Origin of the sequence: Flavobacterium sp., from assembly GCF_040383245.1 — a bacterium.
GTDB lineage: Bacteria > Bacteroidota > Bacteroidia > Flavobacteriales > Flavobacteriaceae > Flavobacterium.
This window is the reverse complement of record NZ_JBEIDX010000002.1, coordinates 97,048-111,886: the sequence shown is the minus strand read 5'-3', so window position 1 is coordinate 111,886 and position 14,839 is coordinate 97,048. Positions and strand designations below refer to the sequence as shown.

At 30.8% G+C, this 14,839-nt stretch carries 14 protein-coding genes; 8 read left to right on the top strand and 6 right to left on the bottom strand.

Annotated features, from left to right (window positions below; genetic code table 11):
• Positions 1–5: 5 nt before the first annotated feature.
• From ABWO08_RS01490 to ABWO08_RS01470, 5 genes are all read right to left on the bottom strand, one after another.
• On the bottom strand, positions 6–1,394 hold the full coding sequence (locus ABWO08_RS01490) for an OmpA family protein (RefSeq protein WP_353083280.1): 1,389 nt from the start codon (positions 1,392–1,394) through the stop codon (positions 6–8).
• Positions 1,387–2,535, bottom strand: coding sequence for a hypothetical protein (locus ABWO08_RS01485; RefSeq protein ID WP_353083279.1), 1,149 nt, complete (start codon positions 2,533–2,535; stop codon positions 1,387–1,389). Before ABWO08_RS01485 ends, ABWO08_RS01490 begins: the two co-directional genes overlap by 8 nt.
• 28 nt (positions 2,536–2,563) lie before the next feature.
• Positions 2,564–3,820, bottom strand: coding sequence for a DUF4407 domain-containing protein (locus ABWO08_RS01480; protein WP_353083278.1), 1,257 nt, complete (start codon positions 3,818–3,820; stop codon positions 2,564–2,566).
• A gap of 21 nt (positions 3,821–3,841) precedes the next feature.
• On the bottom strand, positions 3,842–4,501 hold the full coding sequence (locus tag ABWO08_RS01475; RefSeq protein WP_353083277.1) for a hypothetical protein: 660 nt from the start codon (positions 4,499–4,501) through the stop codon (positions 3,842–3,844).
• A 134-nt stretch (positions 4,502–4,635) separates the two neighbouring features.
• Positions 4,636–5,340 carry an SIR2 family NAD-dependent protein deacylase gene (locus ABWO08_RS01470; RefSeq protein ID WP_353083275.1) on the bottom strand — a complete coding sequence of 235 codons (705 nt, stop codon included), beginning with the start codon at positions 5,338–5,340 and terminating at the stop codon, positions 4,636–4,638.
• Between the two features lie 98 nt (positions 5,341–5,438).
• Here ABWO08_RS01470 and ABWO08_RS01465 point away from each other — a divergent pair, with 98 nt between their 5' ends.
• Positions 5,439–6,008 (top strand): hypothetical protein, encoded by a 570-nt coding sequence (locus tag ABWO08_RS01465; RefSeq protein ID WP_353083273.1) that lies wholly within the window; start codon positions 5,439–5,441, stop codon positions 6,006–6,008.
• A 46-nt stretch (positions 6,009–6,054) separates the two neighbouring features.
• On the opposite strand, the gene ABWO08_RS01460 is transcribed toward ABWO08_RS01465, so the two are convergent.
• A complete protein-coding gene (locus ABWO08_RS01460; RefSeq protein WP_353083271.1) occupies positions 6,055–6,888 on the bottom strand; it encodes an ion transporter in 834 nt (277 codons plus the stop codon).
• A gap of 116 nt (positions 6,889–7,004) precedes the next feature.
• Here ABWO08_RS01460 and ABWO08_RS01455 point away from each other — a divergent pair, with 116 nt between their 5' ends.
• From ABWO08_RS01455 to ABWO08_RS01425, 7 genes are all read left to right on the top strand, one after another.
• The gene (locus ABWO08_RS01455) at positions 7,005–7,934 is read left to right on the top strand and encodes an FISUMP domain-containing protein (protein ID WP_353083269.1); all 930 of its coding nucleotides are present in this window, start codon (positions 7,005–7,007) and stop codon (positions 7,932–7,934) included.
• Between the two features lie 13 nt (positions 7,935–7,947).
• A complete protein-coding gene (locus tag ABWO08_RS01450) occupies positions 7,948–8,292 on the top strand; it encodes a hypothetical protein (protein ID WP_353083267.1) in 345 nt (114 codons plus the stop codon).
• 12 nt (positions 8,293–8,304) lie between these two features.
• Positions 8,305–8,766, top strand: coding sequence for a hypothetical protein (locus tag ABWO08_RS01445; protein ID WP_353083265.1), 462 nt, complete (start codon positions 8,305–8,307; stop codon positions 8,764–8,766).
• A gap of 76 nt (positions 8,767–8,842) precedes the next feature.
• Positions 8,843–10,675, top strand: coding sequence for a fibrobacter succinogenes major paralogous domain-containing protein (locus ABWO08_RS01440; RefSeq protein WP_353083263.1), 1,833 nt, complete (start codon positions 8,843–8,845; stop codon positions 10,673–10,675).
• A 50-nt stretch (positions 10,676–10,725) separates the two neighbouring features.
• Positions 10,726–12,573 (top strand): fibrobacter succinogenes major paralogous domain-containing protein, encoded by a 1,848-nt coding sequence (locus tag ABWO08_RS01435; RefSeq protein WP_353083261.1) that lies wholly within the window; start codon positions 10,726–10,728, stop codon positions 12,571–12,573.
• A gap of 63 nt (positions 12,574–12,636) precedes the next feature.
• The gene (locus ABWO08_RS01430; protein ID WP_353083259.1) at positions 12,637–13,323 is read left to right on the top strand and encodes a hypothetical protein; all 687 of its coding nucleotides are present in this window, start codon (positions 12,637–12,639) and stop codon (positions 13,321–13,323) included.
• Positions 13,324–13,507: 184 nt separating this feature from the next.
• Positions 13,508–14,836 (top strand): ATP dependent DNA ligase, encoded by a 1,329-nt coding sequence (locus ABWO08_RS01425; RefSeq protein ID WP_353083257.1) that lies wholly within the window; start codon positions 13,508–13,510, stop codon positions 14,834–14,836.
• The last annotated feature ends 3 nt before the right edge of the window (positions 14,837–14,839 follow it).

Below are 14,839 nucleotides of genomic sequence, written 5' to 3'. Positions count from 1 at the left end.
CTAAATTAATTAGTTCCTTTTTTTACTCGTTTTTTTGACTGCTCAACTTTCTCGGTTTGAGATAATTTCACCTCTACACGTCTATTCATAGCGCGCCCTTCAAGAGTTTCATTGGTAGTTTTAGGTTCTGATTCACCTTTTCCTACTGCTTTTATTCTATTTGGTTCTACCCCATTCTTAATTAAATATTGACGCACACTTTCTGCTCTATCCTGAGATAAAACTTGATTTGCTTTATCATCTCCAGAACCATCGGTATGACCAATAATTTCAGCTTGCACTTGTTTGTTTTCATTTAAGTGTTTCGCTAATTTATCTAAATCTTCTTTCGATGAATTAAGAAGTTTTGCTTTATTTTTTTCAAATTGAACGTTAGGCAAACTCACTACACTAGTTTTAGTTCTTGTTGTTTTATCCTCATAAACTATTGTATCCTTTTTAACAATGGTATCGATCTTAGCCTTGTTAACTTCTACATAAACGGTGTCGTGGATTACTTTTGTATTTGAACTTGAATCTTGAGCATCTTGATTGCATTTTCCTAATAGTAAACACCAAATAAACCAAAATAAAAAGGCTAAGGCAAGTAATAAAGATAAACAGCCACAACCAAATTGTGAACAACCACTACTAGTACACCCTGTTGGCAACATACGATTAAAGCACCCTGCATTAGTAGGATCATTGTTGATAATGTTTTTATTAAATACTTTCGAACTAATACTGTTGATGTATCTTTTAATCCAAGAATTAAAAGCAAAAAAATATTTAAAAATTGGTGAAAAAATACTAGCTAAAAAAGAAGCAAATGGTAAACAACCTTTTGGCTCATTTACTGTTCCTTGTCCATTTCCTAATGCAGTTACAATTATAGGTTCAACTAATCCGGTTGGAGAAATTCTGTACTTTGTTTCTTCATTTAGCTCATTAAATTCTCTAATAACTTTTACATAAGCTTCCCCTGATATTTTACCATGTTGTTTATCAATATTAGTAGATAAAAAAGGTTCACTAGCTTTTTTGTTAATATTTTCTAAGAGTACCGCATTAAAATCACCAATATTATTTTCGGATGCATCAAAACTATCACTTTTCAATAATAACATTACTTCCTCAGCAACATAACGACCTGGCTTTATTTTTTTAGATTTGAAATAACATTCAATTGCAAACAAATCATCTCTTTGATGAATGTATGCTATATTGTCTTTATAATCATCTACAATAGGAAATACCTCAACAATTTCTGCATTATGCAATTTAAATCTTGGCTCTAATTTTATTCTAGAATTTTTTTTCGAATAGCCAAGGGGATTCTTTTTTATATCAGAAAACTGACATTCTAAGATTCCTTTATATATGGTTATTTCTTTTCTAATTATTTTTTCAGACATAATGATTTATAAATTCTGTTGTTGTCATTTGTTTGACAGGTAATTTATATTCCTTTTCTATTGAATTGAATGGCGGATTGGTATATTTTGAATTTGATATAATCTTTTCATAATTTTCCATTAACAAATCGTATCTAACGCTATTAGAGTACTTTTTGGCTAGTTCAACTTTTATTAATTTTTCGACCTCCTTATAATTTTCTATAGCAAGATTACTATAATGTTTATTTGCTAACGTGTAGTATTTATAGATGCTATTATTAACCAATTGGTATTTTTGAATATGACATAATAAGAGTAACAACCCTAAAAAAATTAGAGAAATTTTTAATATCATTTCGTTTGCTATTTTGGAATAGGAAAGAATAATAAAATTTCTGTTTGCTATTTTAGCTTCATAATCAGCAATGTTTTGCTCCTTTTCAGTCTCACAAGTATTTACAAGTTCTTGTCTTGATATTAATTCGTTATTGAGTTCAGAAATATACATGGCATTTGAATGCAAACGAACTTTATCATTTAATAACCGAATTTTGGAATCTAATTTGTCACATTGAGATTTAAACTTAATTAGTTCGGTATTCTTGAATCCTTCAATTAATTCAGTTCTTCTGTTTTCATTAACTCTAGTAATAGAATTATTAGATAAAATACAAGCAAATGGAAAAGCAATAAACAACAACAAGATTAAATTAATAATACCTCTAAGTAGCATTCCAATTGAAAAAAAGGAAACCAATTTTAGTAGCTTATCTTTCAATGAAGTCGTAATTTGATTTCCAACTAATGGATTAGTTGCTTGCTCAGTAGAGTTTGCTGATAAGGAAGTAGCTGTTTCTGCTACTGGCTTTTGAATTTCAGGTTCGTAATAAATTGGTTTTTGAATCGTAAATACTGAAAAACGGAATATATTAACTACTATTAAAGTGAATACCAAACCCAATACTATTGCAATAAAAACATCATTTAATAATAAAATAAAAAACTCATATAATCCAATTAGTGTAACCATAGAAAGCAATACAATTGTAAAAGACAAAGAATTGAATTTTTGTCTTTCATTGCTATCTATAGTATTCCAAATAGAATCCTCAATGCCAAAAAAAGCATGAGTAATATGAGTTAATATATTATTTATCATTAAAAAAGAAACGTATTAAAAATCATGATTAACTAATGAATTTATCTGGATTTTCTTTTAATTCCTTCATCAACTTATCTTTGGCTGCAGCAACAGCAACAGAGTTAATTTCAATTTGACTCTTTACTTTATCTTCAACTTCTTGTTTAGCTATTTCAGCGTCGGCATAACGATAAGTTTCCATATGAATTAATCCATTTCGACCTTCATATAATTTATCTTCTTTAAACACTCCGTTTTCGGTTTGAATTTTATGATTGAAATTCTCAACCATATAATCGTATGGTCCTTTGGTCATCATCATTTTGAAGAAAATAGGTCCCATTTCGATACATAACAGAATTGCTGTAATAAAAACTCCCAACCAAAAACCTATTTTATGGCTAATATCTAATCGAGCTAATAAACCATCTAATTTTTTTACGTTATCAATATTTATTACATTTAATTCTTTTTCAAGATCTTCATGCTTTTTTTCTAATTGTAATTTTAAACTTGTAATTTCATTTTTATTTTTGATATCAAAAACTTCAATAACTTTCTTTTTTTCATCAGCTATTATCTTTAATTTTTTTGCAATAGGACCATCTCCAACTTTTCCTCCTGATTTTCCTTCCATTTGATCAGTATATTTTGCTTCAGCTAATTTTTGATCTTGTATTAATCCATTTTTTTCTTCCTCAATTTTATTCAATCGTTTATTTAAATCTAAAATTTGTTTGTCAAATTTAGCGTAAGATATTTTATCCAATTCTTCACGTTTTTTTTGTTGTTCAAAATTTAACTGAACATCAATTTCTGATTTTAACATCAATATTTCTAAAGGTTTTGAAATAGAAAAACCCAAGACTAAAGCAATTAAAATTCTTGGAATAGCTTGACCTATTTCTTTCGGTGTAATAGTATCAGTTCCATCCCCTTTTCCGGTACTAGATACTATAAATCGATCTAAATTAAAAATTAAAGTACCCCATAATAATCCAAAAATTAAAGTAGGGATCCAAAAATTATTCTCCAACCACGACAGCTGTTGGGTATCTTCACCAGCTAATAACTTAGGTCCGAACATAGTATTAAATGCTACACCTCCTGAAATTGCAGCTAATACACCTGTAAACAAAACAATTGCTCCAATTCCTGCATATTTCACTCGGTCTTGTCTAGGTGATTTTTTTAAAAAATATTCATCTGCTCCGGCACACCACCATAAAAATTGAGTTATTGTTCCCTGATTTGTTTCGGTCATATAGGTATTAGTATCCATAACATTTTTGTTCGTATTCATAAATTTATTTTTTAAATATTGTTAATTTTCTATATAATGGTTTATGTTAGTTAATGATTTATTTATGGTTATTTTTGGTTGAGTTGTTTTTAAATTAAAATTTGATTTATTTAAAGAAATTGAATTTTGATAAATATTAATTACCGGGGTAACCGCATTTAACTTTGTCAAATCTTTTAAAATAGTTGGATATTGTACCGAATTTTTTATTGTTGTTTCTTCCTCCTTTAAATCTATAATTTTAACAACAAGTTGCTTTTTAAATATTTTAAAGCCAAAACCAATTCCAATAAAAATAATCGTAGGATAGTGGAAATTAGCACTAGTATTAATAAATCCTTGATTAGATTTAATTTTAATCTTATTATCCAAAACACAATTCGGAATAAAATTGGATTTGTAATTATAAGAAGTACCCGGATAATCAAAGTTTGTAGCTACTAATTTCCGATTTCTAAATCCTGGAATATTTTTTTTAATTAAAAAATTATAAAATCGATAGAAAGGAGCTACATAATAAATACTTGAAAATAATTTATGAAACCATACTCTTGTATGAAGCTGTTTGTAGTTTACAATGGTAAATAAAGCATTACTAATTTCGAACTCAATATGTAAATCCTGACCATGAATTATATATTCATAGCTATTGGAATTATTGATTTCAAACTTTAACTGCATTTGTAACTTTTAATTATCAAGATTAACAAATATAATATATATTATAACTTGATGATTAATTACAATCAAACATTTATTAACAAGATTAGTTGGGTTAATATTGTATAAATAAATACTAATTAAACTAAAAAATATTAAATTTTACTCAATGAATCATACACTTTTTGCATTCCATCAGTTGCTTTTTCAGAAAGGTAATATATAGAACGGTCTTCATCGATTTCCATTTCTTTTGCATGCGGATCAATAACTATCATCTGGCTAGCAAATGGAACATAATGAGGTAAAGAATTTGCTGGATAAACTTGCAAGGAAGTACCAACAACTATACAAATAGAACAGGTAACTGCTTCTTTAATGGCATAGTCTAATAAATCTGTATCAAGGTTTTCACCAAACCAAACAATATGAGGGCGCAATTGACTTTGCTTACTACATACATCTCCCAACTTTACATCCTGATCCCAATCGTAAATTAAGCTAGCATCAGTTGTAGAGCGCACTTTCATTAATTCACCATGTAAATGTATTACTTTACTTGATCCAGCTCGTTCATGCAAATTATCTACATTTTGTGTTACTACAACTACTTCATATTGCTTTTCTAATTGTGCAATTAATTGGTGAGCCAAATTTGGCTTTACAGCTTTGCAATTTCTTCTACGAAGGTTATAAAAATCTAATACTAAACTGGGATTATTCCTCCATGCATCGGGAGTACAAACTTCCTCAATTTTATAATTTTCCCAAAGACCATCCTTAGAATCTCTAAAGGTCTGAATACCACTTTCTGCAGAAATTCCTGCGCCAGTAAAGAAAAGAATTTTAGGTTTTTTCATAAAATTAGTTCACAAAAAAGAATTGATAATTTTCAAACAAATATAAAATAACTACAACCTAAAAAATAATATTACCTTTATAAAAAAATTAAAAATTAATGCCAGAAACTCAAAAAAAACTGAAAATAAATGTTTTTGGAGAACTTTGGACTTTAAAAAAAGTTGCCTTATCCCCTATTGAATTAGACTATTATGGTAGTATTGCAGCTGGGATGAACTTATCCTTGCACAATGCATTAATAGACCCCTTTTTCTACCCAAAATTAAAACTTGAAAATACACAATCGTTTTTTGATTTAAAAGGAACTATCATCTCTGGAATTACCAACCACTCTTTAAACCAAATTGAAATTTGGCACAATGGAAACAAAGAAAAAATATGGATAGCTAATTTAAAAAACACTTCACTTTTTCCTACTTATAAATTAAAATTTGAAACGATTGAAAACACACTATCAAATGGCATCTATATTGAGACTAAAGAATTTGGAAAAATTGGTTCTTTTGAAACAACAATTGATAATTATGAGAGAGAAAATCTAGAATTCAATTTTATAAATTATGGCACTAACTTATTGCTGCAAAATAATTTTTCTTACAAAGGCAAATTTTTAAGTTTAAAAAAAACAGATTGCAATATAACTAGGCTAATTAGTTTTGAAGTTTAAATTTAACTTTTAAACCATTATTAGATAAATAATCCATTTATCCGAATTAAGATTGATTTTTCTTATCTTCCATTAATTGAGTAAGTTGATTCAATATAACATCTTGCTTATCATTAAGCGCCTTAATTTGTAATTTCAACTCATCAATAGCTTTATCATTATTTTCATCAACTTCATCAACTATAGTAGTCATTTCATTAATGAATACACTGTTTACTAATGATAATCCAAGAATACTTCCAGAAAACACAATTAATACAAAATACAACTTAGCAAAGACTGTGGCGGCAGTATTTGAATTCTCTTGAATTTGAGAAACCACATCAGAGAAACCATCACCAGAAAATATTTTGAAAATAGTATAGAAACTATCAAATGCATTTTGAAAATAGTCTGGAGCTACATGTTTAAACAAACCAACAGACACTAATGAAATAACAGTGGTAAATACAACAAAAGTGAATAAAATGAACGCTACCCCTTTAAATGCGCCTAATACTTTTTTACTAATTTTCTTTCCTCCAGGAATGAATTCAATTATACGAAGTGTTTTAAAAATTCGAAGTGTTCGCAAGGCAATAAATCCTGTAAGCATTTCAAATTCACTATTAAACAAAACTAAAATACTAGGAAGCGATAATATAATTGCAATAAAATCTAACTTGTTCCAATTGTTTTTTATATAAACAGAAAAACTTTTATTGACAAAAAAAATGGAATGAATAATTTCAAAACTAAAAAAAATAGTAAGAGCAATATCTAATAGATCAAAAACATAAAAAAAAGGCTCAAAAAAATCAAAGGAATGAAAATAAATAACTAAAATATTAATTACTATTAATGAAAAAATAAGCTTTTCATTTTGAAAAATATTCTTCATAAGTGTGTTTTTATTTTCCAAAATTAACAAATATTTAGTAATATTGTCTTACAAATATTATTATTATTTTTTAAGTTTATATTGAAAAATTTGTTTAAAAAATTTGTTTTATTATCATGGAAAAAGCAATAAAAAATAGTATTACCGATATTGACGGTAACACTTATAACGGAATTCAAATTGATAATCAATTTTGGTTAACCGAAAACCTTACTGTTTCTAAATATAGAAATGGAGATGAAATACCTGAAGTTAAAGATAAAAAGGAATGGAAAAAGTTAACGACTGGTGCTTGGTGTTATTATGAAAATAACGCTGAAAATGGTTCCGTGTATGGTAAATTATATAATTGGTATGCGGTAAATGACCCCAGAGGATTAGCCCCAGAAGGGTATCATATTCCTTCAAATGAAGAATGGGATACTTTAGTTGCCAATTTAGGAGGAGATTATGGGGCCGGTGGTAAAATGAAAGAAAAAGGAACCGTTCATTGGAATAGCCCTAACGAAAAAGCAAATAATCAAAGTGGGTTTACAGCACTTCCAGGCGGAATACGCTGGGAAGAAGATAGTTTTGATTATATAGGAAAGACAGGTGCGTTTTGGTCAGTTTCAGAATACAATCCAGAGTTAGGAAAAGAAAGAAGAATAAACAACAGCCTTAAGAATGTAATTCTTTCATATAGTCAAAAAAGGCAAGGAAGTTCGGTTAGATGTATAAAAGACAATGAAGAAATAATAACAGGAATTAAACTTGGAAATCTTGAAGTATTCAAAAAGGATATTGGCGAGTTTAGCTTTAATGACGCAATGTTAGAATGTGCAAAAATTGGAGGAGGTTGGAGAGTTCCTACAAAAGAAGAGTTAAATCAATTATTTGAAAACAAAGAAACTATAGGTCATTTTACTGACGGATTTTATTGTAGCTCTACCAATGCTGACGATGAAGCTACTGGATGTGCATGGGGACAACGATTTAGTGATGGTCGTCCAAATATTTACAGTAGAAGTCATAAAACTTTTGTGAGACCCGTTAGAGGTATTTAAGTACTAAAAATATATGATACCAAATAAACGCCAAACAAGAAATTTTCCAATTGATGTGCCACATACTATAGCCATTAATTTAACCTTTAATTACGAACAGTACCAAAAGTTAATTCTTGGATTAAAACCTAAACAAATGGAGAACAGATGGCGTATTTATTTTGAAGAGGACACCTTATGTTTTCTTCGCTCTTGGACCGGCTATCATGTTTTTGAAGCAAAAATTCAAAAAGAAGACAACCTTTATCATATTAAAGAATTTTTAGCAGAACGAAATCCAGAAAAATATAAAAACACCAATGATGATTATGACATTAATGTGATATCTGAACTGATAAACAAAATACTAAATCAATAAATAAATTAAAATATGAAAAAAATAGAATTACCTTTTAAATGGAATTACGATTTATCCTCAATTGTTTTATTCCAATTTCAAATTGATTTAGCGCAATTAAATGATGAATCAAATGACATGTCTGAATTTCCTTATTTCTTTCTCGATTTAAATTCTGGAGAGTTAGTGGGCGTTTCAGATGAAATTGCTACTGGAGATGCTTATCAATATTCTGCAAGTGCCAATTGGCTTATTGAGGGTAACAATTGGTGGATTGGATATAATGAATCTGAGGATGAAACCTATTTGCAAATTTCTGATTTGGGCATTCAAGATGAAATTTTTAGCTTGTTTGATTCAAATGGTCGCGAGAATTTTAATTCAATAGTAGCTGCTGTTTGTGACTTTGCTAGAAACGAAGACCTACATGACTGTAAAGTGGATGGTAAATATCAAAAGCATATTCACAATGATGGATCTCCTTCCTTAGGATAAAATTAAAATTGGAATTCAATCAATAAATTAAAACTAAATAACTATGTTTCATTGCATGTAATAATAATATAATCTTATGGAAATAACAGAAAATAATACCATTACAGATATTGATGGCAATACCTATAATCTCGTTCAAATTGGTAAACAACTTTGGACTGCCGAAAACTTGAATGTTTCTAAATATAGAAACGGAGATGAAATTCCCGAAGTAACTAATTTAACCGAATGGGGCGAATTAACCACAGGTGCTTGGTGTTATTATAGTAACGACTCCTATCTTGGAAAAACTTATGGAAAGTTATACAATTGGTATGCTTTAAATGACCCGAGAGGTTTAGCCCCAGAAGGATTTAAGATTCCCTCAGATGAGGAATGGAACATTTTAATTAATTTTTTAGGAGGGGAAGATATTGCTGGTGGTAAAATGAAACCTAAAGGTAAAAATTTTTGGAAAAATCCTAATGTAGACGCTTCAAATAGCAGCGGTTTTACAGGTCTTCCTGGAGGAGGGAGGTATAGTTTTGATCAATATTTAGGTTATGGCGGTAATTGGTGGACGTCTACCGAAATAAGTATTGAGGAAGCCATTGAAAAGAAATTAGCATCAGATCATTCAGCAATTCGCAATTCGCAACGAGAAAAGTATTTTGGGATTTCAGTACGTTGTATTAAGGAAACTGATGAAAAAAAAGAGAGTATAAATAAGGAATCTAATAAACCCTCCGAAGTTTTAATAGGTACTCAACTTTGGTCTACACAAAACCTAGATGTTTCCAATTACAGAAATGGAGATGTAATTCCCCAAGTACAGGATGCTGCAGAATGGGCAAACTTAAAAACCGGAGCTTGGTGTTATTATGAAAATCTTAATGAGAACGGAACTACTTATGGCAAATTATATAATGGATTTGCCGTAAATGACCCAAGAGGATTAGCTCCAGAGGGTTATATTATTCCATCTGATCTAGATATAACAATTTTAATGAATTATTTAGGAGGAGCTCGTTATGCAGGAGGAAAAATGAAAGAAGTAGGTAAAACTCATTGGGGGATTTCGAGAGACAATACTAATACAAGTGGTTTCACAGGCCTTCCTGGGGGTTATCGATTTGATGACGGCTCATTTGGTAATGTTGGCCAACAAGGTAGGTTTTGGACCTCTTCAGAATGTGAAAAAGGAAATCGATTTTATTTTCTTGCAACTGGTCCAGAGATTGGGAATAGAGAAATTGGAAGTGATTTTAGCTTTGCAGGTGGAACAAAAGTTTGTGGGTTTTCCATACGATGTTTCAAATATCCAACCCCACCAAAAATCGAAAACAATATTATTACAGACCTAGATGGCAAGGGATACAAGGGTATTCAAATAGGAACGCAATTATGGACAGCCGAAAATTTGAATGTTTCAAAATATAGAAATGGAGATGAAATACCACAAGTACAAGATGCAGCAGAGTGGGCCGCTTTAACCACTGGAGCTTGGTGTTATTATGAAAACAAAGATGAAAATGGCACTATCTATGGCAAATTATACAACTGGTTTGCCGTAAATGACCCGAGAGGATTGGCGCCCGAAGGTTTTCATATTCCTTCAGACGAGGAATGGACTACTTTAACCGACTATTTGGGAGGAAAACGAATAGCTGGAAGTCAACTTATGGAAACAGGTATTACACATTGGGAGAGAAATCCATTCGCTACTAACTCATCAGGATTTACAGGTCTTCCAGGTGGTTTTCGCAAATACGATGGAAGTTTTGATCAAATTGGATGTCAAGGTGTTTTTTGGTGTAAATCAGAATATCGAAATAATCGCACATTGAGTGACCGCACACGTCTAATTCATAGAGAACAAGGGTGTCCTGAATTAACAATGGGCATCTCCATACGTTGTTTAAAAGATTAAAAGAAAGTTTGTCCCTCCCTGAAAATTTAAATTAATAAAATATAACCTTAATGGAAAACATAGAAAATAATACCGTTACAGATATTGATGGCAATACCTACAATGTAATTCAAATTGGTAAACAACTTTGGACTGCCGAAAACTTGAATGTTTCTAAATATAGAAATGGAGATGAAATTCCCGAAGTAACTGATATAAATGAATGGCGTTCATTAACCACTGGAGCATGGTGTTACTATGATAACCAAAAAGACCGATATGAAAAAACTTATGGAAAGTTATACAATTGGTATGCTTTAAATGACCCAAGAGGATTAATGCCGGAAGGTTTTAAGGTTCCCTCAGATGAGGAATGGGCTACATTAATTGACTATTTAGGTGGAGAGCATGATGCGGGCGCCAAGATGAAACAAATTGGAAAAGAACACTGGGCAAATGATAAGGATGCTACGAATCAAAGTGGCTTTACAGGACTGCCAGGAGGAGGTAGAGTAATTTCTTTTTCAAATATTTGCTCTGGTGGACAATGGTGGACTTCTTCAGAAAAAAGTTCTGACATGTCTTTTTTCAAGCAGTTAGGTGCCTACAGTTCGAATGTAATAGAGTTAGCTTCCGAAAAATGTAGTGGATTTTCTATTCGTTGTATTAAGGAAACCGATGAAAAAAAAGAAGATTCAGTACAACAGTACATTAACCCTAAAGATATTCTCATAGGAGAAAAACTTTGGGACACTAAAAACCTGGATGTTTGCAAATATAGAAATGGAGATGAAATACCCCAAGTACAGGATGCTGCAGAATGGTCAACCTTAAAAACCGGGGCTTGGTGTTATTATGAAAACAAAGATGAAAACGGAACTATTTATGGCAAGTTATATAATTGGTATGCTATTAATGATCCTCGAGGATTAGCCCCAGAAGGTTATTTTATTCCTTCAAAAGAAGATTGGGAAACATTAACTTGCGGAAGCGATTTTAATGTAAGTAAATTAAAAGAAAGAGGCACAAAGCATTGGAAAACGGATAGGTATGGTGAAAGTGGGCAAATCTATCTGAATACTAATACTATTGGTTTTACAGCACTTCCAGGAGGTAGTCGCTTTAACGATGGTACTTTTCATAATATTGGTGATGAAGCACATTGGTGGACTACTACCGAAATAAATGAAACAGGAAAATACCGCTTCTTTATGCACGCTAAAGGAGGTTCAGCTCAATGGTCTGATGACTACATAAATTATGGTTTCTCAGTAAGATGTTACAAATATCCAGCTCCTCCAAAAATCGAAAAAAATATTGTTACAGACCTTGATGGCAAAGCATATAATGGTGTTCAAATAGGATCGCAACTGTGGACATCCGAAAACCTGAATGTTTCTAAATACAGAAATGGAGATGAAATTCCTCAAGTACAAAATGCAAAAAAATGGGCGGAATTAACTACAGGGGCTTGGTGTTATTATGAAAACATTGATGAAAACGGCACCACCTATGGTAAATTATATAATGGATATGCTATAAATGACCCAAGAGGATTAGCGCCCGAGGGATTTCATATTCCAACTGATGAAGAATGGACTGTTTTAACTGAATTTTTAGGAGGAGAACGAATTGCAGGTCTCAAGTTAAAAGAAACAGGAAAAACACATTGGACTAGGGAATCAGCAGCTGGTTTATTATCTACAAACGAATATGGTTTTAGCTCTCTTCCTGGAGGTTTGCGTTTAAAAAACGGAAAATTTGATTTTATTGGAAAAATGGCTTACATGTGGAGTAATACAGAAACAAATTGTGGAGTATTCTATCGCAGTTTGGATTGCAGTGACACTCGAGTTTTTAAGGATGAAAATCTTGCGGATAAGATAAAAGGGTTTTCCGTGCGTTGCATAAAAGATTAAAATAATGATTGGCGTAATCTGAAAAGCCTTAAGAGTAGGAAAAATTAAAAAATTAAAATAACAATGATTAAATCAGATTTCTTTTCAAATGCTATGCTATTAGATTATTCCAATAATTCCATCCGTAATAAAATTGAAAATTCAAAAAATGAATTATGGAAAGTTCCAGAAGAATATTGGAAAAAAATACTTTCTAACTTTATGCATGTAGGAACAAATTCAAAGACATTAATTAAACGGCAAAAAAATAATGAATTTAGTATAGCATCTAATTATAATGCAATAATTAATCTAACTTCTATAGAGCAAAAGGAATTACTTTTAAGTTTTGTACCTGGTGGAAGATTTAGATCAAGAGAAAATAAAATTATTGATATACTAACCGCCATAAAAACAATACAAGAAAATAACATTAATATATTATTCGATAAAAATCTTAAAAGAAATGTTATTATAAGAAACCTAAATGAAATTGACGGAATTGGAAGCAAGCAAGCAAGGAACATTCCAATGGATTTGTATCATCCCGAATTTAGAAATGGCTCAATACCGATTGATAATAATTGGAAAAAAGTTTCTAAGTACCTTGGATATAATTGGTCGGATTCTGATAAACATGAAAATGAAATTATTGAGTGGAGAAATAATCATATTGGACGCGAAATAATTAAAGAAGATTGGGAATTTGACAGACTATTATATTTTGCGTTAAATGAAGTTAATTCTAATGTAAATAAATTATTAAAATAAATATTTAAATTAAAAAAACTTGATTTAAATGGATATATAAAAAACACAATGGAAAAATTTGAAATTTATTTGACTCAATCAGTAACCACTTAACTAACAGTTACTTTTACAGTTGAATCTAGCCAAACCGAAGATTATGTGTAAGTTTAAAGACTTTTAATAATACAATTAACTAAAAAACTAAATGGACCTAATAAAAAAATACAAAGATAAAATAGCCTCTCGCTATATTCCTATTGCATCAGAGTCTATAGGCATGAAAACCATAGAATCCGATTATTACTATTGCTCCATAAAACACGATGGTTATTTTGGTGTTTTGGTAATCACTAACGGAGCGGCTCAACTTTATAACAAATCAGGAAAATTGTTAGCTTGTCCCTCAATAACATCTAGCGATATTGGACTTAAAAATGCAATTTTAGCTGGCGAAATATGTGTTTTTAAAGACAATAAATCTACTTCGCATGCTGAGGTTGCCAAAGCAATTGCCAATCCTGAAAAGCAAGACCTTCGTTTTGGTGTTTTTGATATTCTAGAAATAGATGGAAATCCACCGCAGTCAGATCTGAAAGAAAAAATCAAATTAATGCAGGACCTTTTTAAGCAGCCAGGAGCAGTTTTTTGCATCGAGCAAAATTATTTTGAAAGCCGAAAAGACATAGTTACTTTTTATGAATCGGTAGCCAATGACTATGAAGGTGTTGTTGTTAAATCGGCCAACGGAATCATAAATAAAATTAAAAAAACTACCACCTTAGATCTTGTAGTTTTAGGATATGCGGAAACTAATGACCCAGAAAATAACACTTTGCGAGAATTGCTTTTAGGTGTTATACTAGAAGATGGGAACTATCAAATCTTGACAAAATGCGGAACAGGTTATAAAGATTCGGAACGAAAATCAATATTAGAAACGTTACAAAAAACAATTGTCCCTTCAGAATTCACAGAAGTTTCGGGTGCTAAAACTGCTTTTGTAATGGTGAAACCTGAAATGGTAGTTGAAATTTCTTGTTTGGATTTAAATAGCACCACAACCAATGGAAGTATTAGAAAACCAGTTTTAAATTTTTCTGCAGTTAATGGATATACTATAATTAACCAAGCCAACACATTGAGTTGTTTTGCTCCTGTATTTATTAAAATCAGAGATGATAAACAAGCGAATAGTAAAGATGCCGGTGCCATGCAAGCCTATGCAATTGTTTCACCCGAAGAAGAAACTTCAGGAGCGGAATCAAATGTTTTAAGCGAAATAATACTTCGAGAAGTGTATTGCAAAGAAGGAAAAACCGCCACCGCCGTTAGAAAAATTATGGGTATTAAAACCAATAAAGAAAATACCGGACTTTATGCTCCTTACATGGTGGTTTACACTGATTTTAGTGCCGATAGAAGTTCGCCTTTAGACCAGGATGTATTTTTAAATTATTCGGAAGAAGAAATGAAAACAACTTTTGAAGCAGTGAAATTAGAGAATATTAAAAAAGGTTGGCAACTTAAAAGTTAATTA